The organism is Bradyrhizobium sp. USDA 4532 (assembly GCF_024171315.1).
GTDB lineage: Bacteria > Pseudomonadota > Alphaproteobacteria > Rhizobiales > Xanthobacteraceae > Bradyrhizobium > Bradyrhizobium australafricanum.
On sequence record NZ_JALJZN010000001.1, the window covers coordinates 26,428 to 48,365 of the forward strand.

Annotated in this window: 16 protein-coding genes and 2 pseudogenes; 13 read left to right on the forward strand and 5 right to left on the reverse strand. The window is 61.2% G+C overall.

Going from position 1 to position 21,938, the window contains the following annotated elements:
* The first annotated feature begins 29 nt into the window (after positions 1 to 29).
* Together J2R76_RS00130 and J2R76_RS00135 are read left to right on the forward strand one after the other, a co-directional pair.
* The gene (locus J2R76_RS00130; protein WP_057018186.1) at positions 30 to 2,171 is read left to right on the forward strand and encodes a type I secretion system permease/ATPase; all 2,142 of its coding nucleotides are present in this window, start codon (positions 30 to 32) and stop codon (positions 2,169 to 2,171) included.
* Positions 2,158 to 3,606: an HlyD family type I secretion periplasmic adaptor subunit gene (locus tag J2R76_RS00135; RefSeq protein WP_253623536.1), complete on the forward strand. Its 1,449-nt coding sequence runs from the start codon at positions 2,158 to 2,160 to the stop codon at positions 3,604 to 3,606. Before J2R76_RS00130 ends, J2R76_RS00135 begins: the two co-directional genes overlap by 14 nt.
* Positions 3,607 to 4,213: 607 nt before the next feature.
* Here J2R76_RS00135 and J2R76_RS00140 read toward each other — a convergent pair.
* The gene (locus tag J2R76_RS00140) at positions 4,214 to 5,044 is read right to left on the reverse strand and encodes a methyltransferase domain-containing protein (protein WP_063790114.1); all 831 of its coding nucleotides are present in this window, start codon (positions 5,042 to 5,044) and stop codon (positions 4,214 to 4,216) included.
* Positions 5,045 to 5,397: 353 nt separating this feature from the next.
* Between J2R76_RS00140 and J2R76_RS00145 the strand changes: the two genes are divergently transcribed.
* Both J2R76_RS00145 and J2R76_RS00150 read left to right on the forward strand, forming a co-directional pair.
* A complete protein-coding gene (locus J2R76_RS00145) occupies positions 5,398 to 6,333 on the forward strand; it encodes a PAS domain S-box protein (RefSeq protein ID WP_253623537.1) in 936 nt (311 codons plus the stop codon).
* Between the two features lie 129 nt (positions 6,334 to 6,462).
* A pseudogene (locus J2R76_RS00150) lies at positions 6,463 to 7,806 on the forward strand (transposase).
* Positions 7,807 to 7,900: 94 nt separating this feature from the next.
* Here J2R76_RS00150 and J2R76_RS00155 read toward each other — a convergent pair.
* Positions 7,901 to 8,998, reverse strand: coding sequence for a trypsin-like peptidase domain-containing protein (locus J2R76_RS00155; protein WP_253625967.1), 1,098 nt, complete (start codon positions 8,996 to 8,998; stop codon positions 7,901 to 7,903).
* 236 nt (positions 8,999 to 9,234) lie between these two features.
* Between J2R76_RS00155 and groES the strand changes: the two genes are divergently transcribed.
* The 7 genes from groES (at position 9,235) to rpoH (ending at position 14,442) form a co-directional block, all read left to right on the forward strand.
* Positions 9,235 to 9,549, forward strand: coding sequence for a co-chaperone GroES (gene groES, locus J2R76_RS00160; RefSeq protein WP_076828150.1), 315 nt, complete (start codon positions 9,235 to 9,237; stop codon positions 9,547 to 9,549).
* 43 nt (positions 9,550 to 9,592) lie between these two features.
* The gene (gene groL / locus J2R76_RS00165) at positions 9,593 to 11,215 is read left to right on the forward strand and encodes a chaperonin GroEL (protein WP_057018175.1); all 1,623 of its coding nucleotides are present in this window, start codon (positions 9,593 to 9,595) and stop codon (positions 11,213 to 11,215) included.
* Between the two features lie 201 nt (positions 11,216 to 11,416).
* Positions 11,417 to 11,743 carry a hypothetical protein gene (locus J2R76_RS00170; RefSeq protein ID WP_253623538.1) on the forward strand — a complete coding sequence of 109 codons (327 nt, stop codon included), beginning with the start codon at positions 11,417 to 11,419 and terminating at the stop codon, positions 11,741 to 11,743.
* A gap of 322 nt (positions 11,744 to 12,065) precedes the next feature.
* Positions 12,066 to 12,521, forward strand: coding sequence for an Hsp20 family protein (locus J2R76_RS00175; RefSeq protein ID WP_018272795.1), 456 nt, complete (start codon positions 12,066 to 12,068; stop codon positions 12,519 to 12,521).
* Between the two features lie 70 nt (positions 12,522 to 12,591).
* Positions 12,592 to 12,912 carry a hypothetical protein gene (locus J2R76_RS00180; RefSeq protein WP_253623539.1) on the forward strand — a complete coding sequence of 107 codons (321 nt, stop codon included), beginning with the start codon at positions 12,592 to 12,594 and terminating at the stop codon, positions 12,910 to 12,912.
* Positions 12,913 to 12,927: 15 nt separating this feature from the next.
* The gene (locus J2R76_RS00185) at positions 12,928 to 13,437 is read left to right on the forward strand and encodes a hypothetical protein (protein WP_200844541.1); all 510 of its coding nucleotides are present in this window, start codon (positions 12,928 to 12,930) and stop codon (positions 13,435 to 13,437) included.
* Positions 13,438 to 13,515: 78 nt separating this feature from the next.
* Complete coding sequence (gene rpoH, locus J2R76_RS00190) at positions 13,516 to 14,442, forward strand: RNA polymerase sigma factor RpoH (protein ID WP_076828143.1); 927 nt, start codon at positions 13,516 to 13,518, stop codon at positions 14,440 to 14,442.
* 931 nt (positions 14,443 to 15,373) lie between these two features.
* On the opposite strand, the gene J2R76_RS00195 is transcribed toward rpoH, so the two are convergent.
* The 3 genes and pseudogenes from J2R76_RS00195 to J2R76_RS00200 all read right to left on the reverse strand — a co-directional run.
* Positions 15,374 to 15,817, reverse strand: a complete 444-nt coding sequence (locus tag J2R76_RS00195; RefSeq protein WP_253623540.1) for a hypothetical protein — start codon at positions 15,815 to 15,817, stop codon at positions 15,374 to 15,376.
* On the reverse strand, positions 15,814 to 15,945 hold the full coding sequence (locus J2R76_RS40550; RefSeq protein ID WP_256522273.1) for a hypothetical protein: 132 nt from the start codon (positions 15,943 to 15,945) through the stop codon (positions 15,814 to 15,816). Before J2R76_RS40550 ends, J2R76_RS00195 begins: the two co-directional genes overlap by 4 nt.
* Positions 15,946 to 15,988: 43 nt before the next feature.
* Positions 15,989 to 16,246: pseudogene (locus tag J2R76_RS00200) on the reverse strand (IS110 family transposase); the annotation flags it as partial.
* Positions 16,247 to 16,931: 685 nt separating this feature from the next.
* On the opposite strand from J2R76_RS00200, the gene J2R76_RS00205 reads away from it, so the two are divergent.
* Entirely contained in the window at positions 16,932 to 19,931 is a 3,000-nt protein-coding gene (locus tag J2R76_RS00205) for a DUF5801 repeats-in-toxin domain-containing protein (protein WP_253623541.1), read from the forward strand.
* An 88-nt stretch (positions 19,932 to 20,019) separates the two neighbouring features.
* Positions 20,020 to 21,936 carry a type I secretion system permease/ATPase gene (locus tag J2R76_RS00210; protein ID WP_253625968.1) on the forward strand — a complete coding sequence of 639 codons (1,917 nt, stop codon included), beginning with the start codon at positions 20,020 to 20,022 and terminating at the stop codon, positions 21,934 to 21,936.
* Positions 21,937 to 21,938: the final 2 nt, after the last annotated feature.

Consider the following 21,938-nt stretch of genomic DNA (forward strand, 5'->3'; position numbering starts at 1 on the left):
CGCCGACGGCGTCGTCCTGGAGAACAACCATGAGCATCGAAACCAATGGTGCGAGACCGACCGACCCGGGTCTCGAAATCCTCGTAACGCTGCTGCATCTCCAGGGCGTTGCGGCCGATGCCGGACAGATCGGGCATCGGCTGGGAACGGACAGGATCGGCGCAGCGGATATGCTCCGCTGCGCCAGGGATCTCGGCCTCAAGGCCCGTGCCTACCGAACCGATTGGTCACGGCTCGGCAGCACGCCCTTGCCCGCCATCGCGTCCCTGCGCGATGGCGGATTCCTTCTCCTTGCCAAGGCAGATGCGGACCGGGTGCTGGTGCAGTCGCCGCTTGCGCCTCGGCCAGCATTGATGTCACGGGACGAACTCCTCGCCATCTGGGATGGGCAGCTGATCCTGATGACCCGACGTGCCGGATTGTCCGACATGGCGCGGCGATTCGACATCAGCTGGTTCGTCGCCGCGATCCAGAAATACCGGCATCTGCTGGGTGAAGTGCTGGTCGCCTCATTCTTCCTGCAACTGCTCGGCCTGGCTTCGCCGCTGTTCTTCCAGGTGGTCATCGACAAGGTGCTGGTGCATCGATCGCTGAGCACGCTCGATGTCCTCGTGCTCGGGCTGGTGACGATCTCGGCTTTCGAGACCGTGCTGGGAATTCTGAGGACCTATTTGTTCGCGCACACCACCAACCGCATCGACGTCGAACTCGGCGCACGGCTGTTTCGGCAATTGCTGGCTTTGCCGATGGCCTATTTTCAGGCGCGTCGCGTCGGCGATTCGGTGGCCAGAGTTCGCGAGCTGGAAAACATCCGGAGCTTCCTCACCAGTTCGGCGCTGACGCTGCTCATCGACCTGTTCTTCACCTTCGTCTTCGTCGGCGTGATGTTCTTCTACTCGCCGCTGCTCAGCTGGATCGTGCTGGGCTCGTTCCCATTCTATATCGCGATCTCCGCCGGAGCGACGCCGCTGTTCCGGCAGCGGCTGGACGAGAAATTCCGCCGCGGCGCCGAGAACCAGGCCTTCCTGGTCGAGAGCGTCACCGGGATCGAGACGGTCAAGGCCATGGCGGTCGAGCCGCAGATGCAGCGGCGCTGGGAAGAGCAGCTGGCGGGCTATGTGGCTGCGAGTTTCCGGGTCCTGAGCCTCGGCAACAGTGTAAGCCAGACGGTGCAGCTCGTCAGCAAACTCGTCACCGCAAGTATCCTCTACTGTGGCGCAAGGCTCGTGATCGACGGCAGCCTTTCCGTGGGCGAGCTGGTCGCCTTCAATATCCTCGCCGGCAGGGTGAGTACGCCGGTGCTGCGTCTTGCTCAGCTCTGGCAGGATTTCCACCAGACGCGCCTGTCGATCGCACGGCTCGGTGATATTCTTAACACCGCCGCCGAGCCGACCTATTCGGCGGCGCGGGCGCGGCTGCCGGCGATTCGGGGGGACATCAAGTTCGACCACGTCTCGTTCCGCTATCGCGTGGACGGGCAGGAAGTCCTGCGCGACGTCTCGTTCGAGGTGCCGGCAGGCCAGATCGTCGGCGTTGTCGGACCTTCCGGGTCCGGCAAGAGCACGTTCGCCAAGCTGGTCCAGCGGCTTTACGTTCCGGAACGCGGACGCGTGCTGGTCGACGGAATGGATCTCGCGATGGCCGAGCCCACCTGGCTGCGCCGCCAGATCGGCGTCGTGCTGCAGGAAAACATGCTGTTCAACCGCTCGGTGCGCGACAACATCGCGCTTGCCGATCCGGCGATGCCGATGGAGCGCGTGATCGCGGCGGCGCGGCTTGCAGGCGCGCATGAATTCATCCTCGAACTCGCAGAAGGCTATGACACCATGGTGGGCGAACGCGGTTCGACTCTATCCGGCGGCCAGCGCCAGCGGATCGCCATTGCGCGGGCCCTCGTCACCGACCCGCGCATCCTGATCTTCGACGAAGCGACCAGCGCGCTGGACTATGAGAGCGAACGAATCATTCAACAGAACATGAAGGATATCGCCAACGGGCGGACCGTGCTGGTGATCGCGCACCGGCTGTCGACCGTGCGGACGGCGGACCGCATCGTGACGCTCGATCGCGGCCGCCTGGTCGAGGATGGCAGCCACGACACATTGATCAAGACCGGCGGCCGCTATGCGTCGCTGCATCGGCTGCAGGGAGGATTCCATGAGGTCGGCTGAACTCGCGGCGCCTAAACCGTCAACGCAACACGTGATCGCGTTCCGCAGTCCGCGAGGGAGGCGCCGCGAAGAGCTGGCGTTTCTCCCCGCCGCGCTTGAAATCGTGGAGACGCCGCCATCGCCGCTCGGTCGCACGATCGGCAGTACGATCGTCGTCTTGTTCTGCCTGGCTCTGGCTTGGGCCTGGTGGGGCACGATCGATATCGTCGCGTCGGCCACGGGCAAAGTCCTTCCCAGCAGTCGCGTCAAGATCATCCAGCCGTTCGAGACCGCCGTCGTGCGCTCCATTCGGGTACAGGACGGCCAGGTGGTCAGGGCCGGCGATGTCCTGATCGAGCTCGATCCGACCGCGAACGAGGCGGAGCGAGATCATCTGCGCAACGACCTCCTTGCCGAGCGGCTCAATATCGCACGTTTGCACGCGGCGCTTTCGGAGAATCCAGCGGCCGATTTCATGCCGTCGGCCGGCGTAGATCCGGAGCTGATCAACACGCAGCGTCAGCTGCTGCTCAATCAGGTGACGGAGCATCGCGCCAAGATCGCCGCGCTCGCGCGACAGCAAGCTCAGAAGGAAGCCGAACTGGCCACGACAGGGGCGACGATCCACAAGCTGGAGACCATCATTCCGGTCATTCAATCACGCGTCGATATCCGCAAGATGCTTGTGGAGAAGGAACTGGGCTCGAAGCTGACCTATTTCGAGGTGTTCCAGCTCCTGGTCGAGCAGCAGGAGGAACTTGTGGTTCAGACCAGTCGCTTGCACGAGACGGAAGCGGCCATCGCAGCGATTCGCGAGACGCGCAGCCAAGTGGCAGCGGAGTATCGGCACACGATCTCCGACGACCTCGCCAAGGCCGAACAGAAAGCGAGCGGGCTCACCCAGGACCTGATCAAGGCCGAGCAAAGAACGAAGCTGCAGCAGTTGACGGCGCCGGTGGACGGCGTGGTGCAGCAGCTTGCGGTTCACACCGTTGGCGGCGTAGTGACGCCGGCGCAGCAGCTGCTTGTGGTGGTGCCGAGCGAGAGCCGGCTCGAGATCGAGGCCATGGTGTCGAACGGCGATATCGGCTTCATCCATGCCGGACAACAAGCCGAAATCAAGGTCGATACTTTCAATTTCACCCGCTACGGCCTGTTGCATGGCGAGGTGCTGTCGGTGTCACAGGACGCCGTGATCCGCGACCGCCCGCAGGATCGCGCCGGCGATCGGGCGCTGGGTACGGCACGCGAGAGCAGCGAGCCGAAAGGCCAGGAACTGAACTACAGCGCGCGAATCTCGCTCGATTCTACCCAAATGCAGATCGACGACAGAATGGTCAATCTGTCGCCCGGCATGGCCGTCACGGTGGAGATCAAGACGGGATCGCGGACCATCCTGAGCTATCTGTTGTCGCCGCTCCGCCGCTATCGGCAGGAAACTTTGCGGGAGCGCTAGTAGGCAGGGTAATGTTCGCACTGATTTCGGCAAGGCCGTTCAAACGCTGGAATAGCTCGATCTGGTGTTGTCGGCGGCGCTGTTTGGCTAGACCAACCGGCTGATGCACGCGCTCGGCGAACCGCGGGCGTGACGACGGCCTGCTGGAGCATGATGAGGTCGGGTTGAATCGGTCTCTCGACCGCCGCGCTGCACTCCTTGCGAGCGGGAGCCCACCGACTTCGCTATGACCATTCAACCTGATCGCATCGCGCTCTACGAACGCACTCATAAATCCGGGATGTCCGCCCTTGAGGCAGAGCAGACTCGCAGCCCTGACCGAATGGGCTCGTCTTGTGGCCCTGGCCGTGTGAAAACGTCGATGCTTTTCTAAGATTCCCTGGTCATTGTGTGGGGGGAAGCTGATGAGGCGCTTCGTGAAGCAGGCGGATCGTGAACAGTGGACGCTAGCCGACCTTTCTTAGAATGCCCCCAATGTCCGCAGCCGGGAGGGAAGCCGACCAAAGTCGAGCGGGGCGTCGTGGTCGGCTTTTGACCATCCCGGACGTCGGCCCCAACCCGCAAGCGCCAGCGAAACCTTCATTTGAACATCGGCTATGTCCGACCACTATGCTCCCTTCACCGCACTGGCGAGGTGTGCCTTTATCGGAAACTTTAACCCATCATCGGCGACATGAGACGTCAGCGCGTCTTCTACCTCGCTGACCAAGACCCTACGGGTTTCATCCGAGACTTTGGCCACATGGCCTGAGAGCGGCGATCCGCGCACATAGTCCTGCACGAACCGCGAAACTGACGGAAAACGAACGGTTCCTGCAGCCGACTCAATCGTTATGTCGCTGAAACCTTCCGCAGCCACAAGCGCGCGTAGCTGTTTGGCATCGGCGAGCGCAAAAGGAGCGCGCATTATGCTCGCCGCCTCAGTGCTGACGTGCCGCGAAAGCGCACCGGCTAAGGCGCTGAACCCAGGACTGTATTGGATGTCCTGCCACACCATAAAGCCGAGGCGGCCGCCAGGTACCAGCACGCGATACATCTCGCGCAGTGCGGCGGGTCGATCTGGAAAGAACTGGAGTCCCAATTGGCAGTACACGACATCGAATGTCCCCGCAGGCAGAGGCATGTTCGTCGCGCTGGCCTCTTGCCACGTGATCGGTGCGCTTGTGGTCGGGCGGGCAGCTGCGATTGAGGCGGCGACCGCCAGCATACCGGGATTCAGGTCGAGACCGGTCACGCTCCCGGCGGGGCCTACTCGCTGCGCGGCGAGCCGCGCCACCACGCCGGTACCGCATGCGACGTCCAATACGCGCTCACCTGCTCGCGGGTCTGCGAGTGCAACTACGAGCGGTGCCCAAGGTGCGAAGACAGCCGGAACAAGGGCGTCCTCGTATGTCTCAGCGGCATTTCCAGCTACTTGCCATTGTCCTTGGTCAACCACGGCCTATCCTTGATAGCCACGTCCCCCGCTCGCTTCCGTGTGAAGCTAGCACATCGAGGGGGACAGCAGTCGCGGCCCTTTAGCGCACGTGAACATCGCAAAGTGCTCGATCTGAGGCGTGTACTCATAAACGTTGGCTTGCGGTCATAAAGCGGAAGTCGCCCGGTCTGACCGCCAAGGGCGGCTTTTGACCCAGCGGAAACGTCGCAGCTCTTTGCATTTGGTGTTATGATTGGGCACCAACGGCGGTGCAGCATCTGGGTTTCGGGGAGCGGCCATTGGGGCCTAAAAACGAGTCGGGATTTCAACTCAAGCCGTTGGCCAGCGAGCGGGCTCTGGAGCGCGCTGAGCGATTGGCCAATCTTCTGGCCTCCATCGTCGAGTCCAGCGACGATGGAATTGTGAGCAAGAATCTAGATGGCATTATTACGAGTTGGAACAAGGCGGCCGAGCGCATTTTCGGTTACTCGGCCACGGAGGCTATTGGTCAGCCCATTACACTCGTGATTCCGCAAGACCGGCTCAGCGAAGAACGGGAGATTTTAACCCGCATCCGACGAGGTGAGCGCATCGACCATTTCGAGACTGTCCGGCGACGTCGGGATGGTAGCTCAATCATCGTTTCGCTAACTGTTTCTCCTGTCAAAGACGCCCACGGCAACATCGTCGGCGCATCAAAAATTGCTAGAGATATTACCCAGCAGAAGCGAACTCAGGAGCAGATTAGCATTCTGGCTCGCGAGGCGGAGCATCGAAGCAAGAACATCCTTTCTAACGTACAGGCAATTATCAACCTTTCTCAGTCCGACACCTCCGAGGGCCTCAAGGAAGTGATCAGCGGGCGCATCCAAGCGATGGCAAATGTTCACTCGCTGTTTGTTGAAACGCGGTGGATAGGAGCCGAAGTCTCGGCGATCGCCAAGCAGGAGTTTGCCCCTTACCTCGAAGAGAGTCACCAGAAGCGGATTGTGATGGAGGGGCTGCAGACGGTGTTAGAACCCATCGCTGCGCAGGCGATTGCTGTTGTCCTGCATGAGTTAGCAACCAATGCTATCAAGTATGGAGCGCTATCCAACACAAGAGGCCGGATAGAATTGGCCTGGTCGCGCGCCGAGGATGGACAGCTGGTGCTCCGCTGGACCGAACTGGGCGGACCGAGGGTAAATGCGCCCCAACGTAAGGGTTTTGGTAGTCGGCTCATCGAAGGGACGATCAATCCACTTGGCGGGAAGGTGCTGTTTGACTGGCGCGCGGAAGGGCTGGTTTGCGAAATCGCCGTTCCGACGTGAGGTGCCAATCGAGCTTCGCTGCTCTCGCCGCTACAACTTTTGCTTATGGCCGATTCTGTTGAAAATGGCGGCTGTTGCGACGCAGAGGTATCAGTGATTCAGTCTGTCTAATTGGCAGGACTGAAGATCATGATGGGACATCGGCAACTCGACCAGGCTGCGTTGTTCTATGAGTTCTCGCTCGAAAGGCATATCCTCGCCGACCACTTGCTCCGGTCGATCGACAGGTTTGTCAACCTTGAACGGGTCAGGCAGGAGCTGGCGCCTTTCTACAGCAGCATCGGCCGACGTTCGATCGATCCCGAGCTGATGATCCGGATGCTCCTGATCGGTTACTGCTTCGGCATCCGATCGGAGCGGCGGCTGTGCGATGAGGTCCACCTCAATCTGGCCTATCGGTGGTTCTGCCGGCTCGGTCTGGATGGGGCGGTGCCGGATCACTCGACATTCTCCAAGAACAGGCATGGCCGCTTCCGGGAGAGCGACCTCTTCCGTCACGTGTTCGAGAGCGTCTTGTGCCGCTGCATCGAGGAGCGACTGGTCGGCGGTGAAGGATTTGCAGTTGATGCGAGCCTGATCAAGGCCGATGCCAATCGGCAGAAGGGGATCGAAGGCGATAAGGGACTTCTGCCGGATGCTGCCGGTCGAGCAATCGATGAGCGTCTGGCTATGCCGCTTTCGGAGCCGCGACCGAGGTCACCCCGAAGTTCATATCGCTCTCCGATCCGGCGGCGCGCTGGACGGGGCGCACGGCGGCCAAGCGTTTTTCTCCTATTCGACGAACTACCTGGTCGACATCGAGAACGCGATCATCGTCGATGTTGAGGCAACGACGGCAATCCGGCAGGCGGAGATATTGACCGCTAAGCGCATGATTGAGCGCTCGCTGGAGCGCTTTGATCTCTATCCGAGCCGGCTCCTCGGCGACAGCGGCTATGGCTCGGCCGAGATGCTCGCCTGGCTAGTCTATGAGCACGGCATCAAGCCGCACGTTACAGTCTTCGACAAGTCGGCCCCGCACAGACGGGATCTTCTCGCGGGAAGACTTCACCTATGACCATGCTGGGGACATCTATCGTTGCCCTGGTGGCAAAGTTCTTACCACGACGGGAACGTTGGTGAATGATGGTGCCACCATGCTTTACCTCGCCAGCAAGCGCGATTGTGATCGATGCGCATTGAAGGCTCGGTGTTGCCCCAAACAGGCTTCACGGAGAGTGCCGCGCTCAATCTATGAGGGCGCTCGCGACATGGCGCGCCAGATCGCGAGATCGTGGGAGGGAGGCACCTCGCGCCGGCTTCGCAAGAAAATCGAGACGTTGTTCGCGCACCTCAAGCGCATTCTCAAGCTCGACCGTTTGCGTTTGCGAGGTCCAAACGGCGCGCGCGACGAGTTCATCCTCGCAGCCACCGCCCACAAACCTTCGAAAGATGGCCAAGCTGATCCCGATGCCCACCCGGAGGCTCGCATAGGGTCGGTAGAGCAGTTCGGCCACGTCGCGGCGGAGCTACTAAAACGAAATACTGCCAGCCTTTTTCAACGCAATCGACCATATGCAGACATTCGTCACCCCGGCCCGCGCCCTCTCGGCTTGGGCTCGGCCAACGGTGCGACCTCGACCGTGGCGCTCTCTGTGGCGCGCTCTCGCTCAATAGTCAGCCGCACTTGCTGACCGACCGCGGTCAGCCCGATGAGGTTGCGCATTTGCGTGGCGCTGCGGATCGGGATTTCGTTGGCCTTCAGAATGATGTCGCCGCGGCGAAGGCCCGCGCGCTCTGCGGGCGAGCCGGGGCTGACCTCCTTGACACGGGCACCCTGCGTCACACCCGCAGCGGGCGCCTCGAGATCCTCCAGCGCAACGCCGATGCGGCCACGCTCGACCCGCCCTGTCTGCGCGAGCTGCTCCATCACCTTGCGGGCCATGTTGATGGGTACCGCAAAGCCAATTCCCACATTGCCGCCTCCCGGAGAGATGATCGCCGTGTTGATGCCAACGAGTTCGCCGCGCAGATTGATCAAGCCGCCACCGGAGTTGCCGGGGTTGATCGCAGCATCAGTCTGGATGAAATCTTCATAGCCGTGCTTACCAAGGCCGGTGCGCCCGAGCGCGCTGACAAGGCCTGACGTGACGGTCTGGCCCAGGCCGAAGGGATTGCCCACCGCAATGACGAAGTCGCCGACCTGAAGCGCGTCGCTGTCGCCCAGCGCGATGGCTTTCAACCCGACGGGCCCCTTGACCTGTAGTAGCGCGATATCGGTCGGCGCATCGCGGCCGACCACGCGACCGGCAAACTTTCGGCCATCCTTGGTTCTGATTTGCACCGCGGTCGCGTTGGCAACAACGTGGTTTGCCGTCAATACATAGCCGCGCTGGGCGTCGACAATCACGCCCGATCCGGTGGCGTTGATTTCCTTCTCCAGCTGCTTCGGAACGTCGAAGAACTCCCGGAAAAACGGATCCTGGTACAGCGGATTGTCCTCGCGCACGCTTCCCTGCACCGAGATGTTGACGACGCTCGGCGTCACCTCCTTGACCAACGGCGCAAGGGTTGGCACGCGGCCGGTGTTAACGTCTGGAATTTGGGCGAGAACTGGCGGTCCGGAAAGGGTTAATGCCAGCGTCGAGCTGAGCCCGAGTCGCGCAAGCCCACGCAAGTATCGCATCATTTCTCTCCGGTAGCACACGCGTTTATCGCCCCGTCCTCCGGGGCGGTGGCGGCGATTAACTGGTTGGCTCAAGTCGACTGTTCAAGAGCCCTCAGTGCATCGTTCGGATGAGCCGCCAAAATTTTCGTAGAAGCTCTTGAACGGATTTTGTCCGTTACCTAAGTCGCTTCCGCCCGGGGGCCGGTTTCCGGACCCGGATTTTTGACATCGCTGACCTAATCAGGAGGATGTGCATGCATTTCCGTCCATTGCACGACCGCGTGCTCGTGCGCCGCATTGATGCCGAAGAAAAGACCGCTGGCGGCATCATCATTCCCGACACCGCAAAGGAGAAACCGCAGGAAGGCGAAATCGTCGCCGCGGGCCCTGGCGGTCGGAATGAGCAAGGACAATTGGTGCCGCTCGACGTTGGTCCCGGCGACCGCGTGCTTTTCGGCAAGTGGTCTGGCACCGAAGTGAAAATCGACGGCCAGGACTACCTCATCATGAAGGAAAGCGATCTTCTGGGCGTGGTCGACAAAGCCGGCTCGCTCAAGAAGGCCGCTTGAGCAAGCTGGAAGCTGACAGTCATTCGAGAAAGGAGCAGATAATATGGCTGCCAAAGACGTGAAATTCTCAACTGAGGCCCGCGAGCGGATGCTGCGCGGCGTCGATACGCTCGCCAATGCGGTCAAGGTGACGCTTGGTCCCAAGGGACGCAACGTCGTCATCGAAAAATCCTTCGGCGCCCCGCGCATCACCAAGGATGGCGTCACTGTTGCCAAGGAAATCGAGCTCGAAGACAAGTTCGAGAACATGGGCGCACAGATGGTGCGCGAAGTCGCCTCGAAGACAAACGACCTCGCCGGTGACGGTACCACGACGGCGACCGTGCTAGCCCAAGCCATCGTCAAGGAAGGCGCAAAATCGGTCGCCGCCGGCATGAACCCGATGGACCTCAAGCGCGGTATCGATCTAGCGGTTGAAGTCATCGTCAAGGACCTGCAGGTGCATGCCAAGAAGGTCACCTCCAACGAGGAAATCGCGCAGATCGGCACCATTTCCGCCAACGGCGACACCGAGATCGGCCGTTTCCTTGCCGATGCCATGCAGAAGGTCGGCAATGAGGGCGTGATCACCGTCGAGGAAGCCAAGAGCCTCGATACCGAGCTCGAAGTGGTCGAAGGCATGCAGTTCGATCGCGGTTATGTCTCGCCTTACTTCGTGACCAACGCAGAGAAGATGCGGGTCGAGCTCGAGGATCCCTACATCTTGATCCACGAGAAAAAGCTCTCCGGGCTCCAGACCATGCTGCCGCTACTGGAGGCGGTGGTGCAGTCGGGCAAGCCACTGCTCATCGTCGCCGAGGACGTCGAGGGCGAAGCACTCGCGACTCTTGTCGTCAATCGGCTCCGCGGTGGCTTGAAAGTGGCAGCCGTCAAGGCGCCCGGGTTCGGCGACCGCCGCAAGGCCATGCTCGAGGACATTGCGATCCTCAGCGGCGGAACGGCGATATCGGAGGATCTCGGAATCAAGCTCGAGAACGTAACCCTCAACATGCTCGGGCGCGCCACGAAGGTCGTCATCGACAAGGAGAACACGACCATCGTCAACGGCGCAGGGGCCAAGAAGGACATCGAGGCCCGCGTCACCCAGATCAAGGCGCAGATCGAGGAGACTACCTCCGACTACGATCGCGAGAAACTCCAGGAGCGTTTGGCGAAACTCGCTGGCGGCGTCGCCGTGATCCGCGTCGGCGGTGCCACCGAGGTCGAAGTCAAGGAGAAAAAGGATCGCGTCGACGATGCAATGCACGCAACGCGCGCCGCGGTCGAGGAGGGTATCCTGCCCGGAGGCGGCGTGGCGCTCCTGCGCGCGTTGAAGGCGCTCGATGGTCTCAAAGCTTCTAATGCAGATCAGAAGGCCGGCATCGATATCGTGCGTCGCGCCATCCAGGTTCCTGCCCGGCAGATCGTCCAGAACGCCGGTGAAGACGGCTCGCTCGTCGTCGGCAAGCTGCTCGAGAACGCCGACTACAATTGGGGCTTCAACGCAGCCACGGGAGAGTACCAGGACATGGTCAAAGCGGGCGTGATCGATCCTGCCAAGGTCGTCCGCACCGCGCTGCAGGACGCGGCTTCAGTCGCCGCCTTGCTCATCACGACGGAGGCCCTGGTGGCCGACAAGCCGAAGAAGGCGGAGACGGCGCCTGCCGCGCCGTCCATGGACTTCTGATCAACCCTGAGCCCGGTCGGCGACGGCCGGGCTCATCCGATCCACCACGAGAAAGCAACGGTAGCACCAAGGAGCTTCAGATGAGCAGGCGCATGCAATCTCCACCACCCAACGGCGGGGCGGCTGTAATGCATTGGCTCATGTTCGCCCTCAGCCTTCTCACCATCGCTTGGATCGGCTTGCCGAAATTAGGAGGATGAGATGACAGGAAATGATACCCTTTCCGCTCGTGCTGAGACTTCAGCCCGCCGGGCCCGAATGATGATTGCGGGCGCGTTCGCTTATGCGGCAATGCTGCTCCCGGCGGGTGCCTGGGGCCTGGACGGTCCCCCAAGGCGGATCCCCGAGCGCGCGAACCACCCTCTGCCGCTTCCGCCCATCCCCTATCTGGATTCGATGCAGTGGATGAGCTGGAAACCGAGCCCGCCGCTGTTCAAGATGGACACGCTGCTGTTGCCAGACAGCAATGAACCCAACGTCCTTCGTCTTCCGTCCGACCTGGAAGGGACTGCACCCCAAGTGAGCTAATGCTCCACGCGCGGCCCGTCTATGGGTCACGCAGCTTCCCTGGCGCTCGAGGACGGCGAACCTGCGCCTCAACCGCGCTGTCCGAATTGCGGGCCCGGGTGCATAACTCGCTTGTTAACGAAACGGACGTCAGGTCAGGTTACTGGGGACCAAAAGCCCTAAAAAATTTTTGGCCCCCTCTTGAAACCAAAAACGACTTTGCTAATTTTTTTGTCGCCACCGAACGGTGGTGTCCGGGCGCCTCAGGGGTCCGGCCGTTGAGACGGGCACCGGTCGTGTCCGGTGCCGCTCGTAACCATCTTGCTCTTTGGAGGATTTGGCTATGCGCACTTATGATTTCTCGCCCCTTTGGCGTTCGACCATTGGCTTCGACCGCCTTTTTGACCTCGCGGAAATGGCCCAGCGGGCCGGCGAGGACAACTATCCGCCCTACAATATCGAACGGCTGTCTGAGGACCGCTACCAGATTTCGTTGGCGGTTGCAGGTTTTGCGCCCAACGAGATCGCGATCACGGCCGAACAGAACGTGATCACCATTGAGGGCAGCAAGTCGGAGAAGGCTGAGCGCGATTTTCTCTATCGCGGCATCTCCACCCGCAGCTTCAAGCGGCAGTTCAACCTGGCGGATTACGTTCAGGTCAAGAGCGCCGCATTCGACAACGGCTTACTCAAGATCGAGCTGGTCCGGGAAATTCCGGAAGCCATGAAGCCGCGCCGTATCGCAATCAACGGCGTATCGGCCGACAATGTCCAGAAATTGGAAGCCAAGGCAGCCTAAGCAGGCTCCGACCGGCGCCGCGCGAGGCTTCGCGCGGCTGCCGCTCGTCGTCAATGCAAAGGAGGATACCATGCGGCCGACGACCGCTGACGACAACGTGTTTGACTTCAACGCGCTCCTGCATCCCGGCACCGCTTTCGAACATCCCAGGGATGTCGTGTGCCACGCCGGCCTGACGACGGCCGAGAAGCGGGCAATTCTGGCATCCTGGGCGTCCGACGCATCGGCGATAACATCATGCCCGTCGCTCCGCTCGCCCGCCGGACTGAAGATGCCCGTATCGATCGACGAAATCCTCGAGGCCCTGTGCGAACTCGACGGCGGACCCCGGAATCCTCCGGGTGGAAAGCCTTGTCGGTTGCGCTCAACCGAGCGTGCCTTGGCCGCCTGAGCCGGAAGGGGACGAATGATGATCGAGGGAAATCTTGAACGCCTGCGTGCCCATTGCGCCAATATTCGGCGCTACCGCAGGCTCCTCGAGACGCGGCTGTCGGACCTGGAGCGAGCGTATATCGCACGCCGGATGAGCGAAGAGCAGCGTTCCGTGGAGGCTCTTTTGCACGAGACGTTTCCCGATCGCCTCTCGCTGCAGACGGATCGCCGACGAACAACGAACCTGGAGATGGCCGGGCTGCTGCATCCAGCCGAGGCGTTCGCTCATCCAATGGACGTTGTCGAAGATTTCGACCTCACATCGTACGAGAAACGGGCCATTCTATCGCTTTGGGCCGCGGATGCTTGCGCCGTGAAAGACGATCCAGAATTGAACCAGACAATCGATGGAGCCGTGAGCTTCGACGACATCGTGGATGCCCTGTGCCTTCTGGAGTCCGATTCGGATCGAAGGACCGATGGGTCCAACCGAAAAGGCCGACGTTTTGGCAGCCATGAGGCGGACGATAGTCCCGCCCTGTAGACCGATGCTTTTGTTGCTCTGCCGCGACTCTGACGAGCGCGGCAGAGGCGGGACTTTGTTGAGCGCTGCGAGGGGGAAATGTCTCAAACTGTCTCTCAGAAATTGCCGTCGCTCGGCACCGGGCTGACGAAGTATTTAACGGAAATTAGACAATTTCCGATTCTCACTCAGGAGGAAGAGACCACCCTTGGTCGGCGATGGCGAAACCACGGCGATCGTGAAGCGGCTTATCGCCTGGTGACAAGCCACCTGCGTCTGGTTGCGAAAATCGCCATGCGATATCGAGGTTATGGCTTACCCATTGCCGATATCATTTCCGAGGGCAATGTCGGCCTGATGCAGGCCGTGCGGCGATTCGATCCGGAGCGGGGCATCCGCCTTTCCACCTATGCCATGTGGTGGATCAAGGCAACGATCCAGGATTTTGTTCTTCGCTCCTGGTCGCTGGTGAAGATCACGGCGGACGCTGCCCAGAAGAAGTTATTCTTCAAACTGAGGCAATCGAAGAGTGCGATCGCCGCCTTGGAGGACGGGGATCTGAGGCCAGAACAGGTCAAGACGATCGCCACTCACCTCAAGGTACCCGAACGTGAAGTCGTGAATATGGACCGCCGCCTGCGTGGCGACCTGTCCCTGAATTTACGACACAACGATGCCGGCGACGTCGGCGATGCCCTCGAACGACTGGTAGATCCGTCGCCTACTCATGACGTGACGTTGGCCGAGCACCAGGAACTGGCTCAACGGCGCCAAGCATTGACAGCAGCCATTGAGAAGCTAAGCCCCCGTGAAAGGCATATCTTCACAGCACGCTATTTGAGTGAAGATCCCCCGAAGCTCGAAGCGCTCGCCTTGGAGTACGAAATATCGCGCGAGCGCGTCCGCCAAATCGAGCAACGGTCATTTGAAAAGGTACAGTCCGCGATGCTGGCAGGAGGAGCCTGTCTGAAAAGTCCAGACAACATTCGAAGGAACGGTAAGCACACTTTCGGCTCAGGCGCTTGACTGTACGATGCTAACGCCATTCATTCTTTGTCTGATGGCGCGAACAGCATGGCCGCGGCAGGAGCCAACTGCGCGGCACGACATATCTCCGCATTTGAAACTGCTCGCCTGCGTTCAACGTCATTAACTACAAAGGCATCAGAAGACGCGTGTGCTGACGCCAGCTCGTTCGCCGAAGACACGGAGATTCGCGACGCCGCCTGAAGCGCTCCCACGCATTTCAAAAATAGGGATTCGGGGCGCACCGTGGTGGGGCTCCCTCTTCTAGGTGCCTGGTAAGCGCCCGACGCAGAAATTTTTGCATCGAACCCAGAATTTTTCTTAGACCCCTCTTGAAGCCCAACTCGTTTTTTCTAACCAAGGTCCCAGCCGTGGCCCGTGGTCCCGCCTGATAGACGCCGATAGTGTGAGAAACAGCGGTACTGACAAAGGTCATGCCGGACGCAGCAACAATGCTCAGTCGTCGCTCGGAAAATCCAACTCATCCCTCGAGCAGAGAGAGCATGAGCAGTGCTCTGAAGCCGTAGATTGCTAAATCGTTTGGATCATACCAAGCCGTTCCCGCAAACCGGCGCAAACTACGCGGTCCCTGATATTCGGAGTTGGCGGAGAAGCATCAGGGACTTGCGCTCCGCGCTGGCGTATTCCCTAAGTCGTGAATAGCGGAAATGGTCCAGCCCGACACCACTGTTGGTCGGCTGCGCTCCGCGGCAACATTAGCTTTGAGATGGGATATGATCGGTGGGCGAAGTCGTGCGCCCCAATGCGCTGTAATATTCCTGCTGAAAATTAGAAAAAAGCGGCCCGGCCTTGGGGTAGCTCTGGGGTGGGCCGGGCCGTCAGGACATGCCGAAGTGTGAGTTTCCGGCCGCGCCATGAGCGGCTCCGATTCGGGCAGCAAGAGGGCGCGCAATTCGATGTCGAGGGGCGATCATTTTGCCAACTCTGCCAGATTTAGTATTTCGGCGACGATTTTACGCCGCTCCGATGTGTCGTTTGATCGATTGAACTTATCTTCCAGCACTTGGAAGGTTGTTCTGATCAGCGTGTCATCGAGCACGACCGGCAATTTATCCACGGCATCAAATCCGGCAGCAGCTGCCTCCTCAAACCCAGCCACGAATGCCTTCTTAAAGGCCTCGCGATCGTGCAGAAGATGCACGATCTTCGGCTCAATGGACGCGCTGAAGGCATGTCCGAAAACAAGAAACATACTCATGCCGCCACCCTCGAGCGACGCAAAGAACACGCGGGGAATTCCAGTGAATGGTACGACAACTGATCCTGGCATTACGAAGGTGCGATCTCGACCTTGGGGATAGGGGTCAACCAGGCCGAGATCGCGCTGCCTCGCCGCTGCTGACATCGCGATCATTGTTCGCCTTCATGGCCGTGTTCTGGCCGGATGGTGGCTCGATCTTGGTTGTCCGCGATGTTCACCGTGTCGGCATTGTCGTCGGGAGCCTCGCGGCGATCCGCCATCGCCTCGACGGCTTCGATCACATGCCGTCTTACTACCCGGTCCCGGATCGAGCGAAAGGCTCTGCCGCTTGACGTAGGGCTTCACATAGGCCTGAGCCATCAACCGCACCGCATGCCCCATCGTCCGCAGCTCGCGTGACCAATGATGCAATGATGCGCAAGCCTCGATCCCCACCAGGCGTGGCGGCAGCTTCTGGAAAAATGTCAGGACGTGCCGGCGCTTCAACTGTCGGCGTATGACCACCTGGCCGGCTGCATCAACGCCGTGCACTTGGAAGACCGACTTCGCGATATCCAGACCGATCGTCGAAATTGACTGCATAGGCTGCTAGTCCGAATCGTGGGAACCTCAAACGGCGCCCACTCCTTGGCACTCTCGTGCCTGTGGAGGAGTCGTCCAGCGTTAGGAGCTGACCTTCCGGCCCAGCTTCCAGAGCACTTCTTGCATGATCATCGCGCCGGCTTGTCCGCACGCTCTTGGCAGCATCCCCGCCGTGTCCACACGTAAAGGGCGATATTGTCATTGTCCTATCAAAATAGGTGTGCGGGATGCGCGTTACCCCATAGGTGGTACTGCTTCTTCACCCTTTACCTTGAATTTTCTCACTCCTTTACTGGCAAAGTTCCATTGGGAGGCATGGCCTCGAAATTTGTTGGACGGTGTTTGCTTCTCCACTTGCGTTCGCAGCAGTTTGCAGCAGATCGAGGGAGAATAGCATGCAAAAGCATCCGATCATTCGATTGCAGGTACTTCTCTCCGCGACTGATTATTCAGGCAGCGTCGGAGGGGCGTGCGCGAAGTAACGACAGGCTTCCGCTGCGCCCCATCTTAACGGACTTCCAGAAACTGACGTCCCCTCCCGGCGAGCGCCACAGATCGCCGAAGAGCTGACGCTTGGATTGCGCATTGTTTTGCAGCGAAACCGTTGGGCGATTGCGAGCCCGGGCGGCGACCGCCTGTTCCGAAGAAGGTACGAACGAGCGCCGCCTTTCGAAGGGAGGAAATCATGGCACCAGTATTGACGATCAATGGCAATCTCATCATCGACGAAGCCGCGAGCTTGCAGACCAGCGGCACTGACAATGACACGGGTGTTCAGGCGGGGCCCGACAACGAAGTTGCCTGGTCTTTCCTGCTTGCGAACATGAGCGCGGCTCTCAAGACCAGTCTGGGCATTGTGGCTGGCTCCACCGGCGAAGAGTCGGGTGATACGAGCGTGGTGTTTCCGCAAGCTGCGGCGCGGACGATCGGCAGTGCCGGCACCGATTTCATCCAGCTCGGCACGACCACCGTCACCGACCTGCAATTCTCGAACTCCACGGGGGGGACGATCACCAACGGCACGCCGACCCAGATTTTCGCCACCGGCGACGGCGCGCAGATCTTCCTCTACACCGATTCCAACAGCCACATCCTGCTCGGGCGCGAGGGCACAACGTCGGACGGTGGCCAGACCTGGCAAGCCAGTTCCACAGGCACCGTCGCCTTCGCTATCGTGCTGGACGAGACCATCACCTCCGGCAACGTGACAGGCGGCAACGTCTGGACCATCCAGTACGAGGCGCTGAAGCACACCAACACCAGCGGGATCGACGACGCCGATACGCTTAACCTTTCCGGCCTCGTCGATGTGAAGGCCTTCTTTACCACGACGACAACCGTCAACTTCGGCGATTTCAGCCACGTGCCGTCCGGATCTGACGACTGGTCGGCCATCGAGCAGACCGCGACCGCCGGGGCGGACACCAGCGATCCCGACATGCTCATCACCGGCTTGGCGCCGGGCTCGAAAGTGACCGTCAGCACACAGGGCCTCGGCAACAATTCGCAGGCGCTGAACCCCGGAGAGGCGGTGCGCGTCGATGTCGTCAATCACGTGAACTACCCCGACTTCCCCCTGACAAATCCAGACGTGCATGATCTGACGAAGCTCAGCTACAGCACGCATGTGGCCTCGGTGACGGAGGCGAGCTTTTCGTTGACCCAGGTGAACCCCGGGAACGCGAACACCACCGTCAAAGTGCACATATATGCCTTCAACGAAACGAGTGATCTTCAGGCTGGCAATCTTGTCTCGACCACCAGCATCGGCAGCAGCGGCTTGGCCGGCAACGACCAGACGCTGGTCCCGATCCTCGGCAACACGATCAAGGTGTATTCCGACCTCGCGAAGACACAGTTGGTCACGACAGGCATCACCGTTACGGCCGCGGGCGACGGATCGTACTTCATCGATGGCCTGAAAAAGAACTACACCGTCGACTTCCAGGTCGCACAATCCAGCCACATGGATCGCTTCGTGGTCGGCAATGCCCAGCCGACCAGCGGCAGCGGATCCAATGTCAGCTTCGACGCCGGCAATTTCGCGTTCAGCGTCTCGAACTCGACGAGCGACACTGCGCATACCGGCGTCGGCGGCAACCTGTTGTTCGAGGACGACGGTCCGACCCTGCTGGCGAACGGCACGGCCACGGCGTTGCAACTCGACGAGAGTTATCTCGCGGCCGGCTCCGCCCCCAATGCAGCGAACACCACCACGTCCGGCAGCTTCAGCGGCCTGTTCACACCCAATTACGGCGCCGACGGGGCTGGAGCCGTCGGCGGCTACACGCTCGGCGTCAAGTCCGCCAACGTCGATTCCGGGCTGGTCGATTCCGTGTCGGGACAGGCTGTTCTGCTCAGTATTGCGAGTGCCAACGACCCCAGCCACAACATCGTCACCGGGGACGTTATCGGCAAGACGAGCTCAGGTGGTGATCTCGTTTTCGGTGTTCACGTCGATTCGGCAGGAACCGTCACGTTCTCGGAGTTTCGGGCCGTCAAGGAAGCGACCGCCGACACCACCAGCACTGATGGGGCGGTCGGCGACAGTTCCGAAGCCAGCGCCAGCATGGCCGCGGACCTGATCACGCTCTCGGCCACTGCCACCGACAAAGACGGTGACACGAGCGCCGCCGCGGCGGCCAACATCGGAAACAAGTTCCAGCTGCTCGACGATGGTCCAAGCCTCAGCGGGGTGCAGAGCCTCTCCGGGCAGGACGCCCAGCATCCGGCCGTCGGCTTCACTGCCGGCTCCTCGGGATCGGACTCGTTCACGTCACCCGACGGCGCCGACGGGGCCAAGGTCACGATCGATGCCGCCGCTGCCATCACCGGGCTCACGCAGTCATACAACACTGATCATACAGTCCTGACCTACAAGGATTCCGGCGGCAACGGTGTCTACCAGCTGAGCGTATCCGACACAGGTTACACCTTCACGGTGCTGCAGACGCTCGCCAACCCGCCGGAGACGCTCAACTTCAGCGCCATCAAGTCGGGGAGCCCGGTCGAGACGCTCAATGTCAGCACCAGCGGCGGCCACAACATCGTCTTCAACGGACTGCTGTTCCCCGCCGCCGATACAGGTGCCCTCGGACTGCAAACCCAGGCCCAGTTGCTGACCGCGGATCTCGGCACCTCGAACCCGGCCGACGACCTCAACCCCGACAATATCGGCTTCGGGGTGAAGAACGGGCAGGCGTCGCAGATCAACATGAACGAGGGCTTCTTCTTCAATGAAGGCAGCGGCCTCAACCTCAAGAACCTGGCCTTCGACGTGGCGGGAATCGGCAACGTCACCAGCATCAAGGCGGAGTATTGGCTGTTCAACTCCGCCGGCGATTTGATCGACTACGAGAACCCAACCATCAGCGGTCTCAAGCAAGGCAACGTCCACGTCACCGTTGCGGACTTGGGCAATACTATCGTGCCCGGCAGCAATCACGATGCCGCCGGAGAAACATTCTCGACCGGCTACATCCGGTTCTTCTTCACCCCGGTCGACACCAATGCGGGTGTCCGCATCATCAACTTCACCACCCAGGTGGCCGCCCCGGTGAACGATCAGGACATCCAGTTCCGGATCGTCAACACCGACGCCGATGGCGATACGGCCAAGGCCACCTTCAACGTGCTGGTGGACAACCCGGACTCGACGACCGTGAGCCACTGGCCGTTGGCCTAGTTCCGTCGCGCGGAGACGCATCCGACATGGATGCGCCTCCGCGCCAAAGTCTCTTGAGGTCGAGAGCCCCTAGGAATCGATACGCGTGTTGGACATTCTCTCGGAGTGCTGGTCTCAAGTCGCCGCCAACGCGCAAGCCTGGTTCGGCCCGGCTCTCGACGGGCCGCGCGATTTCATGCTCCGCGCGGCGCTGCCTATCGTGGCGGCAATCATCCTTCTCCGGCTGGCGCGAAGGCGGCGGGGGCGCGCGCGGCCTGCTCCCGCCGGCGATCACGACGGGTCACCGACCGCACACGATCTTCCGTCGCTGCTCCGGGCCTGCCGCGGCGTGCTGATCGGCATCGGCTTGATCACGGCCATGCTGAACGTGCTATATCTCACCAGTTCGTTCTTCATGCTGGAAGTCTATGACCGCGTGGTGCCGAGCCACAGCGTGCCGACGCTCGTCGGCCTCGTCGTCCTGGCCTGCGGCCTCTACCTCTTCCATGCATTCCTTGACATCTTGCGCGGGCGCATCCTGATCCGCATCGGCGACTGGCTCGATCGCGCATTCTCGGAGCGGGCTTATGACATTGTTGCCCGCTGGCCGCTGCGGGCGCGCATCAGCGGCGACGGGCTGCAGCCGATGCGCGACCTCGATCAGGTCCGCAGCTATCTCTCGGGGCTCGGGCCGACCGCGTTGTTCGACCTGCCGTGGATCCCGTTCTATCTCACAATCTGTTACCTGTTCCACCCGCTGCTGGGGCTCACCGCGTTGATCGGCGCGCTGCTGCTCGTTTTGCTGACGCTAGTCACCGATCGGCTGACGCGTGCGCATGCCAGGGACATCACCGGGCGGGTAGCACAGCGCAATGCCCTGGCCGAGGCCAGCCGCCGCAATGCCGAGGTGTTGCACGCCATGGGCATGCGTGGGCGCCTCGCCGCGCGTTGGGCGGCGGCCAACGACGGTTACATGGCCAGCCAGAGGCGCGCCGCCGACATCGCCGGCGGCTTCGGCTCCGCCTCCAAGGTGCTGCGCATGGCCTTGCAATCGGCGGTGCTCGGCGTCGGTGGCTATCTGGTCATCCGACAGGAGGCGAGTGGCGGGATCATCATTGCCGGCGCCATCCTCACGTCGCGCGCGCTCGCTCCGGTCGAGCTCGCCATCGCGCACTGGAAAAGCCTGGTCGCCGCCCGGCAGAGCTGGAAACGTCTGCAGCAATACTGGGCGCAGCTCCCGGACGAGTCGGAGAAGACTCCGCTGCCGCCGCCGTGCAAGGGCCTCGCGGTCGAGACCATCTCCGTGCCGCCGCCGGGCGATCGGCGCGCGGTGGTGCTCGAGGTTTCCTTCACGCTAAAGCCCGGACAAGGGCTAGGGATTGTCGGCCCGAGTGCGTCGGGTAAATCATCGCTGGTGCGCGCCATCGTCGGTGTGTGGACACCGGCAACCGGCAAGGTGCGGCTCGACGGTGCCGCCCTCGAACAATGGAATTCGGAAGCACTCGGCAGGCACATCGGCTATCTGCCACAGGATGTCGAGCTGTTCGCCGGCACGGTGGCCCAGAACATCGCCCGATTTGATCCCGAACCCGACGTGCCGGCGACCATCGCCGCCGCGACAGCGGCCGGTGTGCATGAAACAATCCTGCAACTGCCTGATGGCTACGACACGCAGATCGGCGAGGCTGGAGCGGCGCTCTCGGCCGGGCAGCGCCAGCGCATCGCGCTCGCCCGTGCGCTATACCGCGATCCGTTCCTGGTGGTTCTCGATGAGCCCAACTCCAACCTGGACATGGAGGGCGACCAGGCCCTGACGCAAGCCATCATGGGCGTGCGCGCACGCGGCGGCATTGTCATCGTCGTCGCGCACCGAACCAGCGCGCTTTCCGGCGTCGACCAGTTGATGGTGATGTCGCAGGGACGTGTGCAGGCGCTCGGGCCGAAGGATGCGCTGCTGGCCAAGATGATGCAGCCGCGGCCGGCTCCGGTACCGCTCAAGGTCGTGAGCGAGGGAGCGAGCCCATGAAC

Coding starts and splice junctions, on each gene's coding strand:
- J2R76_RS00155 (WP_253625967.1), bottom strand. CDS start 8,998: ATGCGATACTTGCGTGGGCTTGCGCGACTCGGGCTCAGCTCGACGCTG.
- J2R76_RS00135 (WP_253623536.1), top strand. CDS start 2,158: ATGAGGTCGGCTGAACTCGCGGCGCCTAAACCGTCAACGCAACACGTG.
- rpoH (WP_076828143.1), top strand. CDS start 13,516: ATGTCTCAAACTGTCTCTCAGAAATTGCCGTCGCTCGGCACCGGGCTG.
- J2R76_RS00180 (WP_253623539.1), top strand. CDS start 12,592: ATGCGGCCGACGACCGCTGACGACAACGTGTTTGACTTCAACGCGCTC.
- J2R76_RS00205 (WP_253623541.1), top strand. CDS start 16,932: ATGGCACCAGTATTGACGATCAATGGCAATCTCATCATCGACGAAGCC.
- groES (WP_076828150.1), top strand. CDS start 9,235: ATGCATTTCCGTCCATTGCACGACCGCGTGCTCGTGCGCCGCATTGAT.
- J2R76_RS00175 (WP_018272795.1), top strand. CDS start 12,066: ATGCGCACTTATGATTTCTCGCCCCTTTGGCGTTCGACCATTGGCTTC.
- J2R76_RS00130 (WP_057018186.1), top strand. CDS start 30: ATGAGCATCGAAACCAATGGTGCGAGACCGACCGACCCGGGTCTCGAA.
- J2R76_RS00185 (WP_200844541.1), top strand. CDS start 12,928: ATGATGATCGAGGGAAATCTTGAACGCCTGCGTGCCCATTGCGCCAAT.
- J2R76_RS00195 (WP_253623540.1), bottom strand. CDS start 15,817: ATGATCGCGATGTCAGCAGCGGCGAGGCAGCGCGATCTCGGCCTGGTT.
- J2R76_RS00170 (WP_253623538.1), top strand. CDS start 11,417: ATGACAGGAAATGATACCCTTTCCGCTCGTGCTGAGACTTCAGCCCGC.
- groL (WP_057018175.1), top strand. CDS start 9,593: ATGGCTGCCAAAGACGTGAAATTCTCAACTGAGGCCCGCGAGCGGATG.